Here is a 25,034-nt window from a genome sequence, read left to right as displayed (position 1 = left end):
AAGTCAGTAATGTAAATATTCGCTATGCAACACTTGGTGTCATTCTGTACTAAACTCAGAGCTATCAGTGGAATTCATGGAAGCCTTTGAGAAAATGAAGCAACCTATAGTGCGGTTAAGCCTTTACTCTATTGAACTCATGAAAAACAAAGGGTTGATGCTGATCATCCTTTCTAATTTATCTCTATTTTCACTCAATGCGTATTCCGTTTCTTCGAGTTCGGCCAAGCAACATCCCGCCATTGATGTAGACGCTATCGCACAGCAATTCGAACATTCCACGCTATCAAAAAGCGAACGTGTCGCTGAACTCGAGTGGTTTCGTCGGGCAGCATTGCCTTATCAGGGCCTCAAAATTACTGTGATTTCCGAGGACATTCCTACCCACCGATACGAATCTCAGCACCTTGCGAAGTTATTCACGCAATTAACGGGGATACAAATTAGCCATGAAATAGCGGGAGAGGACGACCTGGTAAAACGGCTACAGCTTCAATTGAATTCAGGCTTACATATCTACGACGGCTATATCAATGACAGTGATTTTATCGGTACTCATACGAGAGCAAACAAAGTCATTCCAATTTCAGACTTCATTAATACAGACTGGAAAGACATTACTCTCCCTAGTCTGGATCTAGACGACTTCATCGGCATCGAGTTCACCAAAGATTCACAAGGGACTATTTATCAACTGCCCGCTCAACAATTTGCCAATCTCTATTGGTATCGCCATGACTGGTTTTCTAAACCAGAGTTTAAAGATGATTTTTACGAGCTTTATGGTTATGACCTTGCTGTTCCTCAGAACTGGCAAGCCTATGAAGATATTGCGGATTTTTTTACTCATCATGTTCGAGAAATTGATGGTGAACAGATCTGGGGCCACTTCGATTATGGAAAATACGAGCCTTCATTGGGATGGCGGATCTCTGATTCTTGGCTAAGTTTGGCTGGTGTCAATGACGTAGGTTTGCCGAGTGGACTTCCTGTTGGCGATTGGGGAATACGGGCGGAAAACTGTCACCCCGTCGGCGCGAGTGTCAGCCGTGGCGGTGCGCTAAACAGCCCTGCCGCTATTTATGCCTTAGAGAAATACAAATTTTGGTTAGAGCAGTTTGCGCCGCCAGAAGCGAAAACATTAACATTCAGAACGGCGGCACAATGGCTAGCCCAAGGCAAAGTCGCACAACAAATTTTTTGGTATAGCGCATTCGTGCCAACACTGTTAGATGAGAACTCGAAAGTCATTGATGAAAACGGCAATCCTTTATGGCGTCTGGCTCCTTCCCCACGAGGAAAATACTGGAAGGCCGGCATGAAATCAGGCTATCAAGATGCTGGCGCATGGACATTTCTTCATTCAGTTCCCAATGAAAAAACTCAAGCAGCTTGGCTCTACGCACAATTTACCGTGGCTAAAACGGTGTCTTTTGACAAGTTGCTTAAGGGCTTCACACCTATCAGACATTCAGATGTGCAGTCTCCTGCGTTCACTGACTTAGAGCAGCGATTGGGAGGGCTCGTCGAGTTTTATCAAAGCGATGCGAAACATGTCTGGACGCCCTCTGGTTTAAATATCCCAGACTATTCCGCAATGGCCGCCATGTGGTGGCAGCACATTGGTGAATACTTGTATGGCGACATAACAGCGAAAGAAACGCTTTTTAAACTCGCCAGCCGATTTGACCAACACATGCAAACTTTGTCTAACTCATCACTAAAACAATGTGCGCCGGAACTGAACAAGATCTCTGACCCGACGATATGGCTAAACACACCAGGAGCACCTTGGAAAGAGCTCGTCGAAAAACCAAAAGGAAAAACCCTACCACTCTCTGAGGTTTATAAGCAATGGAACATCGACGCACGCTAATAATGGCACTGTTGTGCATTAGCTCGGTGAGCTACGCAGAACCTCTTACGCTCAATACCTTTTTTTCCCCTCCTTTAGTCAATAAAGAAGGGAACCCGAACAGTGGCATCACTCATCACACGATTACTGAGATCTTCCACCGCGCCAACATTGATTACGACATGTTTTACGCGCCCAAGGCCCGAGCTTTGAAATCAGCGAAAAAACGCCTGAATACCTGTTCGTTCCCAATTTCAAGGTCACAGTTGATCGAGGCAGATTTTGTTTGGATAGGGCCCGTCGCCATTAGCCAATACGCGCTCTACGGAAAAGAAGGTTCTCACTCACAAGATCTCTTTTCCATTCGTGACGCGGTACACCACAAAATAGTGGCTTACGAAGGCTATGCGTTAACCCAGCAACTCGAAGCGCAAGGCTATAACTTACTGATCACAAAAGAGTTAGAAGACGGAATAAAAATGCTTAGACGAGAAGGCGTTGACTATTGGCTTTCTGACACACGATCCGCAACGACAATCGCCAGTGAACTAGAGATCAGCTTAGCGCCCTCGCCTTTCGTATTTCTTACAGAAATTAAATACTTAGCGTGTAACAAAGAAATACCGATTCAGAATGCCGTCAAACTACAAAATGAAATCGACACAATGCTTTCCAACGGTGAAATTAGCATGTCGCTGATGAAGTAACGCATCTAAAACTTTCCAAACGAATGGCACAAAAACAAAAAAGGAGCACAATCGCGCTCCTTTCTGAATGTCGCTACAGCTTCCGCTTAGTTTGCAGATGCTACCGAGTATTTAACGTTGCTCAGCTCTGAACGCAAACCAAGAACTAGGCTCACGCACATCACCAACAAGATAAAGGTAAACGGCAGAGCAGTTGAAATTGTTCCTGCCTGAAGCGCCTGTATCGCCTCAGTGCCACCAACCCACAGTAAAACCGCGGCAATTGAGCCCTCAATGATTGCCCAGAAAACACGCTGAGGAACCGGTGCATCAACCTTGCCCCCTGATGTAATGCTATCAATAACCAGCGATGCTGAATCTGAAGAAGTGATAAAGAAAACCATGATCAACACAACTGAAATGATCGACAAGACATTCGTCATTGGCAGCGCGTCGTATGTACTATAAAGCGCTAATGAAATATCAGTCAGTCCGTTCGTACCCAGTTCGCCGACTTTGTTCGCAATTTGATCAATGGCTACTCCACCAAATACGGCCATCCAAATCAGAGTGATGATGGTAGGAATGATAATCACAGCCGTTAGGAATTCTCTCACTGTTCTGCCTTTCGAAACACGCGCGATGAACATACCGACACATGGTGACCATGAGATCCACCACGCCCAGTAGAATACCGTCCAACCGTGCATCCAAGATTCATCTTCACGACCAAGTGGGTTACTAAGTGGAATGAAATTCTCAACATAGCCCATCAATGCAGTAGGAATAGCAGAGAGTGAAACCGTCAGAGTCAATAGGGCTACAAAGATAAGCAATCCAAAGGCGATGATCATGTTCAGGTTACTCAGCACCTTAACCCCGCCATGAATACCGCGAACAACCGATAAAATCGCAAACATGGTAACGAAGACGATCACACCCATTTGCAATCCTAAACCGCCCGTTGTGCCGAATACATGGTTGATGCCGCTCGTAACCTGCTGTGCGCCAAGACCAAGAGATGTGGCCAAACCAAACAGCGTCGCCAAAACAGCCATGATGTCGATCACATGGCCAAATACTCCCCAAGTACGATCACCGAGAATTGGGTAGAAAACAGAACGCATCGATAACGGCAGGCCTTTGTTAAACGCAAAAAGAGCCAATGACAAACCAACGATGCCGTAGATCGCCCAACCGTGGATTCCCCAGTGGAAAACGCTGGTACCAAGCGCGACTTTAGCGGCTTCTTCAGTGTATGCCTCAACACCTAATGGCGTGCCATACCAGTCGGTAAAGTAGGCCGCAGGCTCCGCAACGCCATAAAACATAAGGCCGATGCCGATACCCGCTGAAAATAGCATCGCTATCCAAGACAAGTTCGAATGCTCAGGTTGGGCGTCTTGCCCACCAAGGCGGATTTTACCAAAAGGCGTAAAAATCAGGCCAATACAGAAAACAACAAAGATATTTGCAGACCACATGAACAGCGTATCAAACTTATCAATAATGGCCCATTTGATGCTGTCTAAGGAGGATTTGGCAGTGGAAGGATCCAAAATGAGGAGAACGAAAAGGAATAAAAGGATGAGCCCCGCACTGATGACAAAAACGGGAGTATGAACATCAAATCCCCATTTTTGAACGTTATCTTGACCAACCGTATAGTCGGTATTTTCGATACTATATTTGTCTTTAACTTGTGTCATTTTCCCTCTCAAGTTACTGCGTACATCCAAATTTGTGCGATAAAAAAACCACTATTTCCTTAGTGGCCTAAACAAATCACACCGATGTACTTATGAGTTTTCGCGGAAAAGGGTAACAGCTAAGGTCACCAAAGCCAACAGAAATAAGATACAAATCACATTTACAATGAAATTAGTGATCATAAATCTCAATCAAGAATCCCTTGTTCATAGGCATATTTTGCTAACTCAACCGTGGAGTGAAGCCCCAATTTGTGCTTAATATTTTGCCTATGCGTTTCGACAGTACGACTGCTAATACTCAATAATGAAGCAACTTTTTTACTGCTGTTTCCCTGTGCGACTAGCTTAAGAACGGCTTCTTCTCGTCGACTTAAGGGGCTAACTTTAGTGTTAGAAGGAATGACTTCTTGAGAGAACAATGTTTGAGTTGTTGTCTCACAAAAGTAGGTAGAGCCTTGATTTACGGTCTTTATTGCTTGAACCATCTTCTCTGCCGTTATCTCTTTGAGCATGTACCCAACCGCTCCTGCTTGCATCACTTTCATGATGTATTCTCGATGATCATGCATGGTGAGCATCAGTACTTTTGCTTCTGGGTCTTCTTCTCTAATGAGACGCGTCGCTTCAATGCCATTCATCAGTGGCATACTCACATCCATTAATATAACGTCGGGGTTCAATTCCCTTACTTTTTCTATGGCTTCCACACCATTACTCGCCGTACCGACAACCGAAATACCGCTTTCCAACTCCAATCGAGCAAGGAATCCATCTAAGACAACTTGGTGGTCATCAACAATTACAACACTAATTAAATCATCCATACACTAACCCATCCAATCGCAATAACACGGTTATCTCAGTCCCAAATCCTGGTTCACTCATTAACTCAAAATCCCCACCCATAAATTCCACTCGATCACGCATATTTCTCAATCCTATGCCCCGTTTTTTAAGCGCCCCACTCACCGAAAAACCAACACCATCATCGCGCACCATCAACTGAAGCATGTTACCCATCTGTTGCAATACCACCGTAACCTTAGTGGCGTTTGCGTGTTTTTGAATGTTGTTTAGCGATTCTTGAGTGACACGATATAGCGTGGTTGCAGCTTCTGACTTGAGCTTCCCTTTTTGGGTATCAAAAATCGTTTCTATTTCTACCCCAGAGTGAGATTGAAAGTCTTGTAACAACCTCGACAGTGCCGCTTCTAAACCAATATCATCAAGGGCACTCGGCCTTAATTGGTGTGAGATATGACGAACTTCATTGATGGCTGACATGAGAGATTGTTGAGATTTCTCTACGTGCACCTTAAGTGAATCGTCTTCCAATTTATGACCTAGCAGCTCTAGGTGGCATTTGCTTGATACAAGCAGCTGATTGATTCCATCATGGAGTTCGCGCGCAAGGTGCTTTTTTTCATCCTCTTGAAACATGACGGTTTGATAGACCAGTTCCTTGAGGTTTTTGTCGGCTAAGCGATGTTCATGCAAATTGATGGCGAGTGTCAGAACAATGATCACAGCAACGGTCACGGCCAATATCACAATGACAGAAAAGAAAGTGGTTTCTATATTTCCAGTCACGGCTGATTGCATAATCGCAACTTCATTGGTGATGTCTTCAATGTAGAGCCCTGTCCCTATCATCCAATCCCATTTATCAAGCCACTGCGCGTAGCTCAGTTTGGGTACAGTTTCTCCCGTTGACGGTTTTTCCCACAGATACTGATGGAATCCACCACCCGACCTTGCTTGGTATAGCAATGATTCAATCAAATAATCACCATCGCTATCTTGAATATGAAGAAGATTTTGCCCAATAAGCTCAGGCTGAATAGGGTGAACAAGGTTAACGCCATTCTCATCGTAAGCGAAAAAGTACCCGTCTGAGCCGTAACTTAATCGAGTCAGAATGGCTTTCACTTCGGCTTTCGCTTCCGCTTCTCTCATGTCTGGATCGTTATACACATAATAGATGGCATCAAATGCCAAATCTAAACTGTCTTTTAGGGCACTTTCTTTCGCCGAAATGAGTCGGTTATAGAAAATCTCAACTTCTTGCTCACCAAGCTTTTTCGATTGGTAAATTGATATCCAACTGATACTCGCGGTCACTAATAACAGCGGCAGTAAAGTCAGTAATATGAGCTTAACCTTTAGAGGCATCCGTTCTCCAAAACAACAAAGACTTGTCTCTCCGTGGACAAGCCTGTCTACTGTAACAGTTCATCAACATTGATGAAATTTATGCGATCACACTCTACGGACATCGCGGGAACGATCATTCTCTCAATCCCCCTCAAAAAACTACCGTATCAATCACCACTGCTCTACATCGTGCTACCAAGAACACGTGCGTTTTCAGCAATCAAGGTTACTAGGCCTCAACGAATGCACTCAAAAAAAGCGGACACAAGAACAAAAAAATGGCTCCGCAATCGGAGCCATTTAGACAGATTTGATTCGATTCTTTTTACGACATGCCGTAAAACCCAGGGAACAACAGCAGAGACATCAAGATAGCTATCTGAATCGCGATAAACGGCATCACACCTCGATAGATATCCATTGTTGTCACTCCTTTTGGAGCAACGCCCTTCAGGTAGAACAGGCTGAAGCCGAATGGAGGGGTGAGGAAAGAGGTTTGTAAGTTCATCGCAACCAGTATTGCAAACCAAGTCATGTTGATGCCCATCAATTCAGCAACCGGGGCGATAATTGGAACAATGATAAAACAGATCTCAACGAAATCGATGAAGAATCCAAGTATCAGAATCACTAGCATGGTAATGATGAGGAAACCCCATTTCTCACCAGGCAGTTGAAGCATCCACTCCTCGACCAAATAGTCACCACCTGTGTAGGTAAAGGCCATAGAGAACGCCGTCGCACCAAGCAAAATAGCGAAAACCATTGCCGTTACTTTAACCGTCTCTTTAGCCGCATCATAAACCATTGAAAAGCTAAACTGACCATAGAGCAGTGCCAATACGATTGCACCAGCGCCACCTAAGGCTGCTGATTCTGTTGGTGTCGCGACGCCCGCAAAGATTGAACCTAGCACAACAATGATGAGTGCCAAAGGAGGCACTACGGCTTTCAACGCGGTAATCACTTCTTCTTTACGACTGATAGAATCATCACGCTCAATCGGTTGAGCCGCTTCTGGGTTTAGCTTCGCATAGATAAGGATATAGACAACATAAGCGCCTACTAGCATAAGCCCAGGGCCAACAGCTGCACCAAAGAGATCGCCAACAGGAACACCGAGTACATCACCCAATAAGATCAATACGATGGAAGGAGGAATGATTTGCCCTAACGTACCAGACGCACAAATCGTTCCGCAGGCTAACCCCTTGTCGTAGTTGTACTTGAGCATTACAGGCAAAGAAATTAAACCCATTGCAACCACTGACGCACCAACAACCCCGGTGGAAGCCGCAAGCAATGCCCCCACTAAAACAGTAGAGATGGCAATACCACCCCTAACTCCGCCAAACAAGCGACCCATTGATTCCAAAAGCTGCTCTGCCAAGCGCGTTTTTTGCAGAACTAAGCCCATGAAAACAAACAGAGGCACCGCCATTAGAACGGTATTTTCCATTATCGATTGAATTCGATATGGCATGAAGGCAAACATTTCAATACCTTCCGCCCAAACACCAAATATCAGTGCGATACCACCGAAAGTAAACGCGACAGGGAAGCCGAGTAAAAGCGCAAATAACGCAACAAAGAACATTACTATTCCGATCATGACAATATCCTTTATTTGTTATTCAGCGAATTGGCTTGCATTAGGTGTGGGTTAAAAATCTTATTCAATGAGTGAAGAAGTAACCCTATTCCCGCAACCGCCATGAAAAAGAATGACAATGGAATCATTGCCTTAATGAGCCAGCGATAAGGAAGACCACCAGGATCTCCTGACGTTTCACCAAGCGAATAACTTTCTTTCGCAAAGTCGACGCCAAACCATGCCACCAGTAAACAGAAAGGCAGAAGGAACACCAGTGTTCCTAGAATATCGATAATGGCTTGAATTTTATAAGAGAGCCGCTCATAAAAAATATCGACTCGAACATGACCACCCGCTTTGATTGCGTAAGGTACACCAAGTAGGAACACGGCAGAAAATAGATGCCATTCCATTTCTTGAAAGGCGATAGAGACATCATTGAATACGTAGCGCATGACCACATCGTACACAACGTTCGCTAACAATAGGATAAACAGGATACTGGACAGCCAACCTAGGGCGTCTCCAACCCGGTTAAACAATCGCTCGATATAAATAAGACTTCTCATTCCCGACTCCATGGGGCTTAAACTTGCTACGTGGATATCGTGATAAAACACCACGTAACAAAATTGGGGATAATTCTTTTATAGAAATAATGTGTTGATAAAAATAGGTTTCTTGGGCTTCTCGGCGAGCCGTAACCCGCCGAGTATTTTTTATTATTAGATTGGTTTTATTGTGCGCTACTGTTTAAGTAAGCTCTGTGCGAAATGTCTGTCCACGAGCGAACTTGTTTCAAGTAATCGGCTTGAGATTTCTGAATTTCTTTCGCTAGGTCGTCTTTTTCAGCATGCTTAACCAATAGGCGGTCATTCGCTTCTTTTAGTGCTGACATCACTTCTGGCGGGAAGTCTTTCACTTGAACATCAGGGTATTCTGTTTTCATTGAAACCCAGTTCTTACCACTTTCATGCGTCGCTTGAGTGTACATATCGTAAGCGGCTGTACGCATTGCGACACGTAGAATTTCTTGTAGATCTTCAGGCAAGCTTTCCCACTTACGCTTATTCACCAAGAATTGAAGTTCTGATCCAGGCTCATGCCAACCTGTGTAGTAGTAAGGTGCAATTTTGTGGAAACCCATACGTAAATCTAGAGAAGGTCCAACCCACTCCAATGCATCGATAGTACGACGCTCTAGAGAAGTGTATAGCTCACCCGGTGCAATGTTTGTCGGTTTAGCCCCTAGCTCAGCAAGAATTTCACCTGCGAAGCCTGGAATACGCATTTTAAGGCCTTGTAGATCTTCAACTGAGTTGATCTCCTTTTGGAACCAACCGCCCATTTGAATATCCGTGTTACCACCTGGGAATGACATTAGGTTATGTGGAGAGTAGACCTGCTCCATTAACTCCATACCGCCACCGTGATAGAACCAAGCGTATTGTTCTGCTGGTGTCATACCAAAAGGCATTGAAGTGAAGTAAAGCGTATTCGGCACTTTACCCTTCCAGTAATACGAACCTGAGTGGCCCATGTCATATTGGCCAGACTTCACCATATCAAATACGCCTAATGGCGCTTTATGCTTGTTAGCAGAGTCTATACGGATTTGAAGACGTCCATTCGACATCTTCTCTGCCATTGCTGCCATATTTTTGGTTGCGTCACCGAATACTGGGAAGTTAGGACCCCAAGTTTCCGCTAGCTTTAAACGATACACTTTCTCTGCAGCGGTCACTGAAGTTGACATCATTGCTAAGCATGCCGCCGCAACCACTGTACTGTTTTTTAATACTCTCTTTAGGGAGCAACTGATAAGACTCATATCTACGTCCTTTGTGTGATGGTAGCCATATAGGCTTGTTTCGTTATCCATCATTGACCAAAGAGCATAAAAATAAATCAGCGAGAACACGCACTGAATAACGCACCCACTGCCCGACTAAAACTTTAGTCTTAGGTAAAAGTACGTAGGATAAAGTTGATTAGGCTTCGTGTAATAAGGAATATATCGACGTACCTAGTTTCTTAAAAGCAATTTGTACGTACGAAGTGTTCGCATCGATTCGTTAAATAAATGTTCACTATTTGTGATGTGAGCATATGCATCAGAGCGCAATCATCATGAGTTATCGGAAAAATTTGGAAAAAGGAGGAGAAATGATTGGATTGAACTGAACATGTAGAGAAACAATAGAGACAAAAAAGCCTCACACAATGCGAGGCTCAAACCTTTACAGCTCAGCAGATCAAACTGATTTGTAGATAACTTTGTTACCTGCTAACTGCTGTTTTTCAACTAGGTTTTCTTCCAATAGTTTTTTCAATGCACCAGTCGCCCAAGATGCCGCTTTCGCTTCTTCTTGACCAGCGGCTAGGCCGATACCTTTAGGGTTAATACCTTCGGCATTGCTAACAACGATGTCTAAAACTTGTTGCTGCTTAGGAGTTAATGCAACGTCCACTGTTTTAGCCGCTACAGCTTTCTCTGCCACTGGTTCTTTTTTAGGCACAGGTTTCGCTTTTGGTGCTGCTTTAACATTCGCAACTGTCGCTTTAATGTGCTTTTGCAATTTCATCTGCACTTTACGCTTATGAGCAAGTCTCATCGAGTATCTCTCCATTTCACTGCTACGATGCAGTGGTGAAAATTTGAAGCGCGATTTATACCAAAAAATCACCCCCATTTGTAGGAGATTAGCTATTTTTACCGTCAAAAGTGCGCTCAAAGCCCAATGATGACTATAATTTAAACAGAAGAAATCAGAGACACGATTTAACCCTGATTATTTATACATATGCCAACAGTTACTAATCAAGATGCCTAGTTTACAAATTTCAAATTTCGACTTAGGGGCACTTTTATCCCCGTTTAAGCCAGCCCTTTTCATGGCCGTATTGATATTCTTAGCGGCCATCTATACTTTTTATAGCGTAGAAATTGCCACGCTTATTCTCTTCGTTGTGCTTGTCGTGTCCGTAGTAAGTTACATTATCGCGCAGCGTGCAAAAGTCTCATATACCCTAACCGCCACCCACTTCCAACAGCATTTGTATCGTGGCGGCTGGGTCGTTAAATGGACGAATATAGAACGAATCGGACTTTGTCAGTTGGATCGTGATGGCTTTCAACAACCTCTACCATGGATAGGCATAAAGCTAAAAGACTACACGCCTTATCTAAACAGCATTTGCCCAAGAGTCGCAACCGACATATTACTCAGCCAGCGCTCTTTACTCTACGTTGGCCACCAAAACTATAAAAAACATCATCGTTCAAAAGAGTTTGAAGACGTTGTTCTCGACTCAAACACCTACAAGACAACATCAGGGGCAAGCTATAGCGGATTAAGGGCAATGCTAGCAAATAGAATGAGCTATCAAAGAACATTTCATGATTATGATATTTTTATCTCTACCAGTGATCTAGACAGAGATGAAGGCAGCTTCGTTGGTTTAACTCGGCGCTATTTAGCCGCGGCAGAGCCTGAGAGCAAATTGGAATCTCTGTCTACATCTGTACACAAATAAGACACCGACTTGCTTAATGACGACACAAAAAAGCGATGGCGCAACACCATCGCTACAATCTATAACTCTGTATGTACTTAGTACAACGGCATCTCATCGGCTACGAAAGGGTTCGACACTCGCTCTTTACCGAAGGTTGATAGCGGCCCATGACCAGGAACAAAAGTGACATCATTACCTAGAGGCCAAAGCTTCTCTTTTATTGAAGCGATGAGTGTATTGAAATCCCCTTGAGGAAAGTCGGTGCGTCCTACCCCACCAGCAAAAAGAACATCACCAACAAAGGCCACTCTTGCAGACTCGCTAAATAGGATAACGTGACCTGGCGTATGCCCAGGTGTATGAATAACATCTAAGGTTTGGTTACCCACTGTCACCGTGTCTCCTTCTTCTAACCATTTTGTTGGCAAGAAAGGAGGAGTGTGTTCAAAACCAAACATCTGACACTGATTTTCAAGACCATCTAGCCAAAACTGATCACCTTTATGAGGGCCTACAATCTCAATGTTACCCAGTTCTTTGGCTAAAGGCTCAGTGCCACCCACATGATCTAAATGGCCATGGGTCAATACAAGACGAACGACGTTGACACCAAGCTCTTTAATCATAAGAACGAGCTGCTTTACATCGCCGCCAGGGTCAACCACTACGGCGTCCATCGTTTCGTCACACCAAACAATGGAGCAATTTTGAGCAAATGAAGTAACCGGAACAACTTGGAATTGCAAAGACATATATCTACCTAGATCAAATTCAAACTGCGTGAACTATGACACTAGGTAGTCCGATTTTCAATGCTATTACGACGAGATAATAAGGATATCTGACTACGCCCAACTCCGCACTGGGCCCGTATCTATATGAAGGAAATTACTTCTAGGATAATAACCCACCCCACCCGCTTTTAAACTTATAGCAGCTTCACGAACTCGTTTGAGATCAACACCATCCAACCGGAAATCCATTGCCTGCCCTAACATGTGAAAACTCTTCTTTGCGACACCATTGGATTTGCTTCGTAGCGCTTCATTCGTTACAGGAGAACGATAACCAGAGATAATTTGAACTTCAGTATCCGTTCCTAACAGCGATTGAATCGTCGATATTTGATCGAACAAACGGCGATCGATGGGATGCACTTCATTACGCCGGAAATCTCGACATAAATGGTCAAGACGACTCAGTTCACGCTCATTGTAGTCCACACCATTAAAATATCGGGATTCTACGCTTTCGCCCGTGTGTAGGTTATTCATCACTAAATGACGAGGCTTATCTGGGTATGAGGCCTGAGCAATTGAAGGGATCCCACTAGCAACAACAATACTGCCACCAGCAACTTTTAAAAAATGACGTCGAGAAAAAACCAAAACACTAACCTTCACACTGAGTCCAAACTTTCGAAACTGGACATTACCTAACTAGAATGTGAAGTTCAAATGCATAAATCGTGCAAAAACCGGTCAAACAGTGTGAATTTTGTGCTTACTGTCTGACCAGAATAGAAAAGTTATTTTAATAATAGTTATGTTAAAAGTGCGTCAAGGTTAACCTTTGCCGCTAGATTGCGGTGCTTTGTTGTAAGTATCGTACAGGTAAATATCGTCACGATAATGGATTTGCCCAGATTCCACCCACACGGTTTGATAAATGATATGAACCGGTATTCTCTTTTTCAAAGGAATCGATTGAGTCGTTGAATGGTCATTATTCACTTCATCAACGATATCGAGCCCTTGAGTTTCAAGTAGTGTGTTCGCAAACTGATCGGCATTTTCTACCCTGACACAACCGGAGCTAAAGGCTCTGATATCTTTAGCAAAAAGATGTTTACTTGGCGTGTCATGCAAGTAAATAGCACGTCGATTGGGGGTGTTAAATTTATACAAACCTAACGCATTGCTGTTCCCTGAGCGCTGACGCATCTTATAAGGAAAAGTTCTCGGATTCACCTCTGACCAATTAATCTCTTCGGGGTTGACGGTTGTTGACGTATTCCACCGTTCAATAATCTCAATTTTATTATTCGCTAGATAATCTTCGTCTATCTTCACTTGAGGAAGAATGTCTTCAACCATTATTTTTCTTGGCACGTTCCACGTAGGGTTAAGAATCAGCGAGTCTAGCTTAGTATGCATCACTGGCGTTTTACGAGACGTTCGTCCAACGACCACTTTTGACTGGAAAACTTCTTCACCAAGATGCCAATATTTCATATTGAAACTTGGCACATTCACCAAGATCATGGTGTCTCGTTGCGCAGGCCAAAGTCGTGATCGCTCGGCATTAAGCGCTAACATTGACAAGCGTTGAGCCGGAGAAATGTTCAGCCACTTCAACGTCTGTGAACCAATGATCCCGTCTTGTTTTAACCCGTGAATACGTTGAAAGTCCTTAATAGGTTCGACAAGAGAAGCGTCATACCAATTCACATCGGTGCGAATCATTGAGGTATCTATATTCACCACACTGAGTCGTTTCACCAATTCATTCCTATGAGACAGCTTGTCCCCTGATTTCTTTATTGCGTTTTGGTGGTAGGTTGGAATCGAGACATCTTTTAGCTGTTTGAAAGACTCATAGGAAGCAATGATCTGACGATAATCGGCACTGGATGGCGTATAGCTGTCAATGAGATCACCTAGATCATGAAGCTCAACAGCGATGAGCAAGGCGTTGACGGAACGAACGGAAGGAGGAGGCAGTTTCGATACCAACGGCTGATCGAAGAACCAAGATTCACCATCACTGGCCGCTTGCTCAGCGTAGCTCATATAGAGAAGCAATGTATCCGTTGCGAGTAAATCATATTCAAACCAACGGTTTTCTTCTCTAAACTTCTTTAAATATGTCAATTGGTTAGAGAATAAGGGGCTAAACCCTGCCTCTTCTATCATCTCCAACTGTAATTCTAGTTGTCGGCTCTGTTCAATATCAAACCAAATCAGCTGATCGTCGTTCTCTTCATAGATTCTATTGAGTAGCTGTGGGTACTGCATCAACTGCACAGTAGAAGAATCCGTTCCTAGCCATGTTAACTGTACAAAGCGATCCAACCCATACGCAGAGAGTGATACGAATAGCAGTGATAATACGAGCAGAACTCTTTTAAGCATTCTTATACTCTCCATTCCGTAGATGAGTTAAAAGTATGGCAGAAAAATGAGCACATGCAGGAGGAACAGAAAGCAAAAAGCCCCAGTCTCCTGAGGCTTTTTCTGAATTACTTCAATAATACTAGAGCTTTAAATTGTGTTTGCCGTGAGAAACTTTCGCTCGCAAATAACTTTCATTGCCAGATTTAACGTGAGCGGAGGTGTTCACGACATCCACAACTTCGATACCGTTCTCTTTCAGCTCTTTAATTTTCTTAGGGTTATTCGTAACCAAGCGAATTTTTGTTAGGTTCAACGCTTTCAGCATTTGAGCGGCCTCAGTGAAATCACGAAGATCGTCACCAAAACCCAAGTGATTGTTCGCTTCGTAGGTGTTCATGCCTTCACTTTGTAACCGATACGCATCAAGCTTGTTATAGAGGCCGATTCCGCGTCCTTCTTGACGCAAGTAGAGGATAATCCCTCCTTCTTCTCCCATCTTATTGATGGTTTCTTCTAACTGCTCACCGCAATCACAACGAGAAGAGTAAAACACGTCACCAGTAAGACATTCTGAATGCAAGCGAACTAACGGAACATCACGTTTGCTGTCTGCATGCTTAAAGACAAGTGCAACATGCTCTTTCTCTGTTTCCAAACCATGAAAAGATAAAATTTCTGCATCAATGTTACTTTGTGAGCCAACTTTAAGATCAACTCGGGCACGAACTTCCGCCATATTACTACTCACTTCAATGTTTGCTTTAGTAACCACAGCATCAGATTGCCATGTTCCTATTGAGTCTAACTATGGGGATTGTTTAGAAGTTTTTCAACGTTTCATTGAAAATGAGAGAGTACTCAAGCTGAGACGACAAATGTTCGTGCGTTTATACAAAACGAAGGAAAGTAAAAAATATATAAATTGAGGTAAACAGGGAGAACGGCTGAGGATTATATGGTCAAAAAGAACGAGTGACAGTATCTAACGATCTTGTTTGTTTTTCCAAAGAGATAACTCTACCCATGCCAACTCGAGTTGTTGTAACTCTTCATCAGTCAGTAGGGATATGCTGGGATCGGTCTCAGTGGGCGATTTTATTGGGATATCTGCAGGTCTGAGCCCTAGTCTCACATAAAAATCTTCTTTTAACTTGAGAATTAGTTTTTCTACTGCTTTTCCTTGCATGTACCAACTCAATCAATCGAGATATCAATATATTGAAAAGAATAACACATGCACTTTCCGCGTCTTTTTTAGTCTCAAATTATGGAATTATTATCACACATATACACTTGACGTGTGACTAAAGGTCAAAAGTTAAAACAACTCAACATCACTATCCGCATCCCCGTCATCCGTGTCATTGACCAACTGATGGTAACTGCAAACCTGATTCCTTCCGTTGTCTTTTGCGTAATAAAGAGCCTTATCTGCTTTGTCTAATATGTTTGATACAAAGAATGTGGTTTTAACTGAACATATTCCAGCACTGAATGTGACGTTCGAGATCTGGGGGAAATGATAGGCCTCGATATATTTTCTGAAGCTTTCCATTCTATCTTCAGCGTCACTTTGTTTTGCTCGTGGGAAAAGAACCACAAACTCTTCTCCCCCAAAGCGAAACAACTGCTCATCGTGTTGGAAAAAATGCTGCATCTGCTGAGCAAATATCAGCAGCACCTCATCACCAATCATGTGACCATACGTATCATTAATATTCTTGAATCTATCGATGTCTAAAATCGCTACCCTAGGTGAATATTCACCATCAAAATCGCCTTCTGCCATACGTTCAAAACAAAGATTCAACTTTTGGTCGAGCACTTTACGATTGAAAAGCCCCGTGAGTTCATCTCTTTCACTTTCGCGCAAAACAGCGAGGTAGTTTCGATAGATTTGACAAAAGCCTTCCATCAATAATAAGTAATTTTTGGGATTGCTCTTCATGGTGACAATAAACCTTGCCGAGCTGTGACCATCCATTTCTATCGGAAAGACACACCGAAATTGACCATCATCCAGTGCTTCAACTCGACTTGAGGTTAATGAGTGGTCAAACCCTATAGGAAGCTTACTGTCGTCTTCGTGTAACCAATGGTAGTTAACCTGACCGTCAACACTGGTTTCTCGATTCACAGCAGCCGTTAAGTGGGCGGTATCCCCTGAATAATGAAATAGGTGGACATATTGAATCGGAACCATTTCAGCCAGTGTGGCAATCACACAATGGGCCAAAGAGATGGAGTTTGTTTGTTCGGTTATCTCTACAACTGATTGGAGAATCTTCTGCTCGGCACTCATGATTCACCCGTGGTGAGTAATTTATAGCTAAGTATAGGCAGTCGATTTGGGTAGTGAATAAAAAAAGCAGCGTAAAATACGCTGCTTTCAATAAGGGTTATCTTCAGGTTAACTAATTTCGAGAGCCCAATTTCACTTTGCCTTTGGAATTAAACCAAAGCGCCTCTTTTCGTCGACGCGCAATCAGTATTGGTCCATCATCATAGAATAAGAAATTTTTCCAATGCTTCTTAAACGTTGACCACTTGGTCTCTAAGATGTTGTATTTTTCATAACAGAAATAAACGGTCACATCATCTTGCCACGCTAACAATTCGGCAATTTCTTCTGGAAACCCTTGGCCATCGTCTTCCCAAGGCGCCATCCAATCGAATTCATCGCTCCAGTTGCTCTCTTTACTTGGCCAGTCTTGTTTACTCAACCGGTCAGCATCTGGGCTTTGCGCACTGATATTTTCTTTCCAAAGCTGAGAAGCTCTGGCAGCATCCATCGGCTTGATTTTAGCCAAGTCCTCTTCAGGAACAGGCATTGACTGATGGGTAAAAATCCATTTTCTTTGGTATTCATCCAAAGGCAGATACGACATTCATTTTCCTCGTTATTTCTTCAACCAACCATTTTCGGTGGCGGTTTCTATCATTCGTTTTGCTTCATTCCACAGAGTCTCAGACCCTAATGCAATTTTACTATTAATGGTCAGCGCTTGTTCAGAAGTCACCTGATGCTCAATCCAGCTTTGTCCGTTATTATGAAAATTTAACATCATCGGTATGATTCGATCTAATGCTTTAGCAAAACGTGCATCTGCACTTGCTGCAGCCTCAAATTCCGACCAGATTGTCATTAACTCACCACCTTGGTCGCTCGGTAACATGGCAAACAATCGCTGAGCGGCTTTCAATTCTTTTTCTTCTTGCTCTAAAGAAGCAGCGACATCATAAACAAACGTATCACCAGCGTCGATCTCAACGATATCATGAAGCAACAGCATCTTAACCACACGCGCAATATCGACTGACTCATTCGCGTGTTCTTCCATCAATATCGCCATTAACGCAACATGCCAGCTATGTTCAGCGCTATTTTCCAAGCGGCCTTGCGCGCTTTTTACTCGGGTGCGACGCAGCACAGATTTGAGTTGATCTAGCTCGATGACAAGGGCTAATTGTTTCGCTAATCGTTCATTCATCTCGCCACCGTCTTCCAATTCTTGTTAATACAGCTGGTCAGTATGTGGTCTCGCCATTCACCATCAATCAACAGATACTGTTTCGCGAAGCCTTCTTTTTCAAACCCATTCTGCTTTAATACCGATGCACTTCGTGAGTTATTCGGCATGTACGCAGCGTTGATTCTATGCATGGATTGATATTGAAACATGTAGTTAACGGCAAGTGTCAGGGCGCGTGTCATTACCCCCTTCCCTTGAGCCTGTTCATCTAAAGAATAACCCACCGTACACGTGTAACATGGAAAACGAGATAGATTGCTGAACGAAACCGTACCAATCACCTTATCCCCAGAGGGATCAGTCACAATCAAATAGTACCCTAGCCCTAAAGAATGCAGTTCTTGCAACTTCACCAATTTCTGAGACCATCCTTGAACAGTGAAGAATGCGTCTTCTCGCCTAGGCTCCCATGGTTTAAGGTGGGTTCGGTTACGATTAAAGTATTGGCTTATTTTTTTCGCATCATCGATTTCAGCCGTACGTAATATAAAATCACCATCATCTTCATAAACACTTTGATGGGAATTCACTCTGTTCATTGCCGCTCCGTACAAGTCTGTCCCTCACTCTTTAATTTGTTTAACAGCCACTCACTGCCCTCACCGTATCGTATCTTATCTAGGTTTTACGTATGGAGTAATCACGCAATTTATTCGCGATTGACGTATGAGAAACATTGAGCCGCTTCGCTAGCTTACGGCTAGATGGGAATGACTGATACAATCTTTCCAGCACCTGAGATTCATATTCTTTCATTATCTCATCAAGAGAGCCGTCAAGATTCACATTAGGAATCCCAGCGGAGACGGTTTCAAGTTGTGGAAGATGGAAAAGCGAAGCATCGAGTCGACCTTCTTGCCACTCTGTTAACGCTCTTAACACCATGTTATCTAACTGGCGCATATTGCCCGGCCATTGATAATTAGATAACCCATCAACCAACTCTTCTGCAAGATCGGGTTTCGCCATGCCAAGTTGGTTCGCGTATTTAGCCACGAACAGCTCAAGTAAAGGAGCGATGTCGTTAGTACGCTCTCGAAGCGGTGGGATACGAAGGGTAAGCACGTTAAGGCGATAGAATAAATCTTCTCTGAATGCCCCAGAGTCCGCCAATTCAGCCAGGTTTAGTCTGGTTGATGCAATCACTCGGACATCAACATGAACTTCGTGTTCCTCGCCTACGCGTCTAAAGGTCCCATCTTGTAGGAACCGAAGCAGCTTTATTTGTAGATGAGAACTCATTTCGCCAATTTCATCTAAGAAAACCGTGCCGCCGTTGGCTTGCTCGAAGATACCTTTGTGCCCTTGCTCATGATTGAACGAGCCAGGTGCATGCCCAAATAGTTCGGTTTCAGCAACGTCATCCGGCATCGAAGCGCAGCTCAAGATCATAAAAGAGGCTGAAGCACGATTTGAGCGATTGTGGCATGCTCGGGCAAGCATCTCTTTGCCTGTCCCTGTTTCACCTTCAATCAACAAAGGTTGATCAAGCATAGAGAGTTTCTTCGCTTGACTTATTAGTGCCTTATGACGATTAGAGACACCGACAAAATGCTCAAAACCTAGATTGTTATTAAGGGGAAGATTGTCATCGAACTCTCGCTTGTTGCTTCCTGAGCGGATGATCATCACGGCACTTGCCAGTGTTGACTCGTTCGACTCACCGGTGATGTAAACCGGCATGATTTCCATTGCGTAATCAAGGCCGTCAATAACGATATTCTCTCGCTGACGAGTAATATTGCCTTCAAACCATTGAGAAAAGTCGAAGCTTGGTAGTAGTGAGGAAATCTGCAGACCCGTCATGTCTTCGTCTGCTTGTTTGAAGAGATCCACGGCCGCGTGGTTCGCCAAATCGATCTGCCCTTTAAGGTCAATCGCTAATACAGGATCAGGAAGGTTGTTCAGTAAAGAGATAAGTTCGGTATTGTGCCTTTCAATCGGCATAAACTGGATTTTTCTGACATCTTTCACGCCAGCGATTCGACGAATCTCAGTCATCAATTCACTGAAGGTATCAAAGTCAATATCAGGGCAGTTAAGGTATATGATTCCACTGATATCAATCTCGATGCCACGAAGGTCGATACTCTTAGAGGCTAAGATATCAAGCAATTCTCGAGTTAAACCTAATCTATCTTCACAAAATACTTCTAGGCGCACGAAGAAATCCTAATTGAACGGTGTCAGAAAATGTTGACACTAGTTTCGCTCATGGCCTGTAATGCGTCAAGAAGTCTGGCTTGAATCCGAAGAGTGCTGCACCTATTTGATTGAAATAGCAGCGACTTTAGAAACAATCTGCTTTCTAATCGTAGAAAGCGTCAACGCATTCTCTTTTTGCCAAGCCAGCGGTCTAAGCAGTGAAATCGCTTTAAGGCCAACACGAGCCGACAGTATACCGACCCCAATCCCTTGTCCCGCTCGCGCTGACAATTTCCCAGCCAGATCCATCGATAACAGATCCATACTCGCATCAATCGCTAGCTCACTTGCTCCTGCCGCAGCCATATTGACAACCACTAGTTTAAATAAAGAGATACGTGACCAATAGCCGAGCTCAACACCGTATAATTTCGCCAATGCGTCGATCATCTTAAAATTACGCCAAGCCACAAGCGCCATATCTGCCGCGGCCAAAGGGCTAACAGCCACGAGCGCAGCCGATTCACTAGCGTGCTTAGTGACAATTTGTGCCGCTTCTTCATCAAATTGCGACACCACCATCGACTCATACAGTTCCAGTATTTCTACGTCACTATGAGAGTCTGAAATACTGTTTTTCCAGCGATCGAAACTTGGGTTTTCATTGGGGATTCCGCTTTGCTTTGCAATGTCGTAACAAAAAGCCTTTGCTTGCCCAACGCCCCCCTCTTTTATCAACGCCTCACTCTTCTCTTGAGTAGAGAAGTGGTGGCGAAGCTTACGAAGTTTCCAGATCTCTTTGCCAATTGCACCGATGCCAAGAACAGACAACGCTCCTGCAAAACCAGCCCAGCCTAGCGCCAACCAATCGCCTGCTGTTAGAGCCGTTACAAGGGTATCAATCGTCTGCCACCCTAGTAACCCTCCAAAAATTGCAACCAGTACAAACGCGAGGCCTTTTCTCCCCTTTTTCGGTCTGATGATTTGGTCTAACTCAACTTCCACCTCTTCTTCAGTGCTTACGGCAGGGACAAACGTTTCAACTTGCTCGAACGCCTGATGAGCCGTCATTTCAATGTCATTGCTGTTTTTGTCGTCGCTCAACGTTTGGGCAAACACGTGCTTCGTTTTTAGATCGCTCATTTCAGTTTGTCTCCCAATATCGTCTCTAACGCTTTGTCCATTCGGATGTGTTCACTTGGCCCGTACTGAGGTTTGGGTTTTGGCCTAAATGAGGTGAACTCAAAACCGCTCTCTTGCCAGTACTCTCGATTCGGTAACTTTTTAGGGACCTCACCTGGAAAGACGGTAAGTGGCTTGTTCTCTAAAGTTTCGCCCTGAATAGCGGGGACAGTGCTGTCACCAGAGTTAACAAAACCCGAGGTTGTCGCTTGAATAGACGACATCGCAATACAGTTCATCTCAATGTTCTCAAACGCGGCGTTTTGCCATGCAGGATGGATGAGTTGTTGCAATAGAGACACCAAGTTTGGGTGCTGTTCTGGTGTCACATGATCAGCCTTGGTTGCTGCAAACAGTACCTTGTCTATTTTCGGAGAGAACAATCGCTTTAATAGCCCACTTCGACCGTACTGAAAACTATGCATAATTTGCTCTAGCGCGTGGCTCATGTCCTTAAAGGATTCATGGCTTTCATTCAAAGGAGACAGACAATCCACCAAAACAACCTGTCGGTCAAAAGTTGAAAAATACTGTTTATAGAATGTTTTGACGACTTTCTGTTGATACTCTTGATAGCGCTTTTTCAGCATATCCAAATTACTGTTTTTCAGCGCTTTCTCACTGGTTAAGTTTGGGTACGGAAAAAACTGCAACACGGGCGCGCCTTCAAGATCACCGGGTAATACAAACCGACCGGGTTGCACCCAATGAAGCCCTGTTTTCTTGCAGTCATGAAGGTACTGCGTATAGGACTGAGAAATAGCCTCTAGCTTTTTTTCATCGGCGGTTGCATTCAAATCGAGTCCATCGAGCAACCCCATCCATTCGTTAGCGAGCGCTTTTCTCGTTCCCGTCAATGCATCAAACTGAGTCTCTGACCACTGCTCGAAGCTTAAATCTAGCAATGGAAGATCCAGCAACCACTCTCCTGGGTAGTCAATGATGTCTAAGTACAGTGTCGAGGTTGAACCTAACAGTTTTTTATGGCGCTTCTTTGGCTTGTATTTGATTGCTAGGCGAATCTCACTGACATCCTTAGTCGGCACAGGCCACTCCGGTGGGGCTGATGCAAGCTGAGCCACGGCTTCATCATAGGCAAACCTGGGCACCATCATATTGCTTTGTGGTACTCGTTTCGCGCCAATTATTCGTTTGTCGCGAGCAGAATGAAGCAAAGGCAGATTATCATGCGTAGAGGTGTGGAGTAGCTGATCCACCATCGAGGTAATAAACGCCGTTTTCCCTGCTCGAGACAGCCCAGTGATCGCAACTCTGACGTGTGAGTCTGTACTGCGATGTAGAAAATCACTCATTTCTTGGCCCAGTTTCTTCATTTACTCTCTCTTTATTGGGCTTATGCCCGACCTCTAAATTTTCAATCCGATATCAATAAGCTACATCAATGAATCTTAATCCTAGATGAATAAAAAAGCCCCTGATGTTATTCAGAGGCTCAGTTTCAATACAATGTATTCTGTTTTAGTCATCTTCAATCAACTTGTAAATCACAAACAGCGCCAACTCTAGCATGACAAACAAAACGCAAGTGATGGTGACATATTTCACATCGAAGATACTGATACCATGTAAAATCAGATCGTAACCAAGGAAGCTGCCCACCACGATTGCGATGGCAATTTGTAAAATCTGGATAAATCGAGGCACATTATTCTCCTGAACGATTATTGATAGATACGCTATTGAATGCGGCGAAACCTATGCTTTTAACAGCGGATAAGCATCTAGCCGACGATTTTTTGTCAAACGGCAGCGTTTTAAAAAATAGCTTTAAAATCCTAACATTTCTATGAGTCGTTAGATTCAGAGCCCATTCATACTCACTGAATTTGGCAAGTTTAGAATGTCGCTCTGTTTCAAGCCTACATCCCTAAACATTGTTTTAGTAAGCTGCTGAACCAACTGACAACTAACTCCATTCACATCAACAGCTTACTACGTTTTTCCACTTGGAACCTATTGAAACCTAATGGTTAACTACGATTCCGCTTGTGCTATTTTGACTTTCCACGTGTCAGGCCCAATTTGGTGTGCGTTTGCACCGGTTGAGTCGACGGCTACAGTGACTGGCATGTCTTCGACTTCAAATTCGTAAATCGCTTCCATACCAAGGTCTTCAAACGCCACAACGCGTGCTTTCTTGATTGCTTTAGCCACTAAATACGCCGCGCCACCAACAGCCATCAAATACACGGCTTTGTGTTTCTTGATCGACTCAACGGTCGCTGGGCCACGCTCTGCTTTACCAATCATTCCCATAATGCCAACATCTTCGAGCATCATGTCGGTGAACTTGTCCATACGAGTTGACGTCGTTGGGCCTGCTGGGCCTACCACTTCATCACCAACCGCATCAACCGGGCCTACGTAGTAGATAAACTTACCTTTCAGATCGACACCATCAGGCAAGCTTTCGCCTCTTTCGATCATACCCTGTAAGCGCTTATGCATCGCATCACGACCCGTTAAGATCTTGCCAGATAGCAATACCGTTTCACCCGTTTTCCACTCTTGAACATCCGCTTGAGTTACGGTATCCAGATTTACTCGACGCGTATTGGCATCGGCTTCTTGAGTGATCTCAGGCCAGTCTTCTAGCTTAGGTGGCGCTAGATCAGCAGGGCCTGTGCCATCTAAAGTAAAGTGCACGTGACGTGTAGCCGCACAGTTAGGAATCAAACAAACCGGTTTAGAAGCGGCGTGTGTTGGAGCAGTCTTAATCTTCACATCAACGACAGTGGTTAAACCGCCAAGACCTTGCGCACCGATACCCAATTTATTGACGCGATTAAAAATGTCTAGGCGAAGTTCTTCTTCTGCGTTTTCTGGGCCTTTTTCAATCAGGCCTTGAATGTCGATGTGTTCCATCAAAGATTCTTTGGCAAGCACGGCGGCTTTCTCTGCCGTACCACCAATGCCTATTCCTAGCATGCCCGGTGGACACCAACCCGCGCCCATCGTTGGCAGCGTTTTTTCTACCCATTCGGCTATATCATCAGAAGGGTTGAGCATCACCATCTTGGTTTTGTTTTCACTGCCGCCGCCTTTGGCTGCAATTTGAACCTCAACCTTGTTACCAGGAACCATGTTGATGTGAACCACGGCTGGCGTGTTGTCTTTCGTATTGATGCGCTTACCCGCAGGGTCCATAAGAACAGACGCACGCAATGGGTTATCTGGATTGGTGTAGGCTTGACGAACGCCTTCATCGACCATTTGTTGAACCGTTAAATCGGTTTCCCACGTGACATCCATACCAATATTAACAAAACACGTCACAATACCCGTATCTTGACAAATTGGACGGTGCCCTTCAGCTGACATACGCGAGTTAATAAGAATTTGGCCAATGGCATCTTTCGCTGCTTGGCTCTCTTCACGTTGGTATGCGGCGTCTAGCGCTTGGATAAAATCGAGGGGGTGATAATAAGAGATATATTGAAGAGCATCAGCGACACTGCTGATAAGGTCTTGTTTGCGAATGACTGTCATTGCTTGCCTCATTATAGTTATATTTCCT

The 25,034-nt window shown here is 44.0% G+C and carries 24 protein-coding genes; 3 read left to right on the top strand and 21 right to left on the bottom strand.

Annotated features, from left to right (window positions below; genetic code table 11):
• Positions 1-94: 94 nt before the first annotated feature.
• On the top strand, positions 95-1,876 hold the full coding sequence (locus tag BCU12_RS14220) for an ABC transporter substrate-binding protein (protein ID WP_198599336.1): 1,782 nt from the start codon (positions 95-97) through the stop codon (positions 1,874-1,876).
• Positions 1,855-2,562, top strand: a complete 708-nt coding sequence (locus BCU12_RS14215; RefSeq protein WP_133153885.1) for a hypothetical protein — start codon at positions 1,855-1,857, stop codon at positions 2,560-2,562. Before BCU12_RS14220 ends, BCU12_RS14215 begins: the two co-directional genes overlap by 22 nt.
• 86 nt (positions 2,563-2,648) lie before the next feature.
• On the opposite strand, the gene BCU12_RS14210 is transcribed toward BCU12_RS14215, so the two are convergent.
• The 7 genes from BCU12_RS14210 to BCU12_RS14180 form a co-directional block, all read right to left on the bottom strand.
• Positions 2,649-4,250 (bottom strand): BCCT family transporter, encoded by a 1,602-nt coding sequence (locus BCU12_RS14210; protein ID WP_102404911.1) that lies wholly within the window; start codon positions 4,248-4,250, stop codon positions 2,649-2,651.
• Positions 4,251-4,438: 188 nt separating this feature from the next.
• Positions 4,439-5,077, bottom strand: a complete 639-nt coding sequence (locus tag BCU12_RS14205) for a response regulator transcription factor (protein ID WP_102404910.1) — start codon at positions 5,075-5,077, stop codon at positions 4,439-4,441.
• Positions 5,070-6,425, bottom strand: a complete 1,356-nt coding sequence (locus BCU12_RS14200) for a cache domain-containing protein (protein ID WP_102404909.1) — start codon at positions 6,423-6,425, stop codon at positions 5,070-5,072. The genes BCU12_RS14205 and BCU12_RS14200 overlap by 8 nt, the downstream gene beginning before the upstream one ends.
• Before the next feature lie 307 nt (positions 6,426-6,732).
• On the bottom strand, positions 6,733-8,019 hold the full coding sequence (locus BCU12_RS14195) for a TRAP transporter large permease subunit (protein ID WP_102404908.1): 1,287 nt from the start codon (positions 8,017-8,019) through the stop codon (positions 6,733-6,735).
• Positions 8,020-8,030: 11 nt separating this feature from the next.
• Positions 8,031-8,570 carry a TRAP transporter small permease subunit gene (locus tag BCU12_RS14190; protein ID WP_102404907.1) on the bottom strand — a complete coding sequence of 180 codons (540 nt, stop codon included), beginning with the start codon at positions 8,568-8,570 and terminating at the stop codon, positions 8,031-8,033.
• A gap of 167 nt (positions 8,571-8,737) precedes the next feature.
• Complete coding sequence (locus tag BCU12_RS14185; protein ID WP_102404906.1) at positions 8,738-9,832, bottom strand: TRAP transporter substrate-binding protein; 1,095 nt, start codon at positions 9,830-9,832, stop codon at positions 8,738-8,740.
• 424 nt (positions 9,833-10,256) lie between these two features.
• Complete coding sequence (locus tag BCU12_RS14180) at positions 10,257-10,616, bottom strand: MarR family transcriptional regulator (protein ID WP_102404905.1); 360 nt, start codon at positions 10,614-10,616, stop codon at positions 10,257-10,259.
• A gap of 205 nt (positions 10,617-10,821) precedes the next feature.
• On the opposite strand from BCU12_RS14180, the gene BCU12_RS14175 reads away from it, so the two are divergent.
• A complete protein-coding gene (locus BCU12_RS14175; protein ID WP_102404904.1) occupies positions 10,822-11,538 on the top strand; it encodes a DUF2982 domain-containing protein in 717 nt (238 codons plus the stop codon).
• Positions 11,539-11,615: 77 nt separating this feature from the next.
• On the opposite strand, the gene BCU12_RS14170 is transcribed toward BCU12_RS14175, so the two are convergent.
• From BCU12_RS14170 to BCU12_RS14105, 14 genes are all read right to left on the bottom strand, one after another.
• On the bottom strand, positions 11,616-12,272 hold the full coding sequence (locus BCU12_RS14170; RefSeq protein ID WP_102404903.1) for an MBL fold metallo-hydrolase: 657 nt from the start codon (positions 12,270-12,272) through the stop codon (positions 11,616-11,618).
• Positions 12,273-12,365: 93 nt separating this feature from the next.
• The gene (locus tag BCU12_RS14165) at positions 12,366-12,908 is read right to left on the bottom strand and encodes a DUF882 domain-containing protein (protein WP_102404924.1); all 543 of its coding nucleotides are present in this window, start codon (positions 12,906-12,908) and stop codon (positions 12,366-12,368) included.
• Positions 12,909-13,085: 177 nt separating this feature from the next.
• Positions 13,086-14,654 carry a L,D-transpeptidase family protein gene (locus BCU12_RS14160; RefSeq protein ID WP_102404902.1) on the bottom strand — a complete coding sequence of 523 codons (1,569 nt, stop codon included), beginning with the start codon at positions 14,652-14,654 and terminating at the stop codon, positions 13,086-13,088.
• A 121-nt stretch (positions 14,655-14,775) separates the two neighbouring features.
• On the bottom strand, positions 14,776-15,372 hold the full coding sequence (ribA, locus tag BCU12_RS14155; protein ID WP_102404901.1) for a GTP cyclohydrolase II: 597 nt from the start codon (positions 15,370-15,372) through the stop codon (positions 14,776-14,778).
• 246 nt (positions 15,373-15,618) lie between these two features.
• Complete coding sequence (locus BCU12_RS14150; RefSeq protein ID WP_102404900.1) at positions 15,619-15,822, bottom strand: hypothetical protein; 204 nt, start codon at positions 15,820-15,822, stop codon at positions 15,619-15,621.
• A gap of 132 nt (positions 15,823-15,954) precedes the next feature.
• A complete protein-coding gene (locus BCU12_RS14145) occupies positions 15,955-16,938 on the bottom strand; it encodes a GGDEF domain-containing protein (protein ID WP_102404899.1) in 984 nt (327 codons plus the stop codon).
• 112 nt (positions 16,939-17,050) lie between these two features.
• Positions 17,051-17,524: a DUF2947 domain-containing protein gene (locus tag BCU12_RS14140; protein ID WP_102404898.1), complete on the bottom strand. Its 474-nt coding sequence runs from the start codon at positions 17,522-17,524 to the stop codon at positions 17,051-17,053.
• Positions 17,525-17,536: 12 nt separating this feature from the next.
• Positions 17,537-18,127 carry an HD domain-containing protein gene (locus BCU12_RS14135; protein WP_102404897.1) on the bottom strand — a complete coding sequence of 197 codons (591 nt, stop codon included), beginning with the start codon at positions 18,125-18,127 and terminating at the stop codon, positions 17,537-17,539.
• The gene (rimJ, locus tag BCU12_RS14130; RefSeq protein ID WP_102404896.1) at positions 18,124-18,708 is read right to left on the bottom strand and encodes a ribosomal protein S5-alanine N-acetyltransferase; all 585 of its coding nucleotides are present in this window, start codon (positions 18,706-18,708) and stop codon (positions 18,124-18,126) included. Before rimJ ends, BCU12_RS14135 begins: the two co-directional genes overlap by 4 nt.
• A 79-nt stretch (positions 18,709-18,787) precedes the next feature.
• Positions 18,788-20,332 carry a transcriptional regulator TyrR gene (gene tyrR / locus BCU12_RS14125; protein WP_102404895.1) on the bottom strand — a complete coding sequence of 515 codons (1,545 nt, stop codon included), beginning with the start codon at positions 20,330-20,332 and terminating at the stop codon, positions 18,788-18,790.
• 102 nt (positions 20,333-20,434) lie between these two features.
• Positions 20,435-21,457: a TIGR01620 family protein gene (locus BCU12_RS14120; RefSeq protein ID WP_102404894.1), complete on the bottom strand. Its 1,023-nt coding sequence runs from the start codon at positions 21,455-21,457 to the stop codon at positions 20,435-20,437.
• Entirely contained in the window at positions 21,454-22,830 is a 1,377-nt protein-coding gene (locus BCU12_RS14115) for a YcjX family protein (protein ID WP_102404893.1), read from the bottom strand. The genes BCU12_RS14120 and BCU12_RS14115 overlap by 4 nt, the downstream gene beginning before the upstream one ends.
• Before the next feature lie 145 nt (positions 22,831-22,975).
• Positions 22,976-23,161: a hypothetical protein gene (locus BCU12_RS14110; RefSeq protein ID WP_102404892.1), complete on the bottom strand. Its 186-nt coding sequence runs from the start codon at positions 23,159-23,161 to the stop codon at positions 22,976-22,978.
• 330 nt (positions 23,162-23,491) lie between these two features.
• Positions 23,492-25,006 (bottom strand): fumarate hydratase, encoded by a 1,515-nt coding sequence (locus BCU12_RS14105; protein WP_102404923.1) that lies wholly within the window; start codon positions 25,004-25,006, stop codon positions 23,492-23,494.
• Positions 25,007-25,034 lie beyond the last annotated feature (28 nt).

It is taken from the genome of Vibrio sp. 10N.261.55.A7, assembly GCF_002877365.1.
Lineage (GTDB): Bacteria > Pseudomonadota > Gammaproteobacteria > Enterobacterales > Vibrionaceae > Vibrio.
The sequence above is the reverse complement of the archived record's forward strand: the minus strand, read 5'-3'. Positions and strand labels throughout refer to the sequence as shown.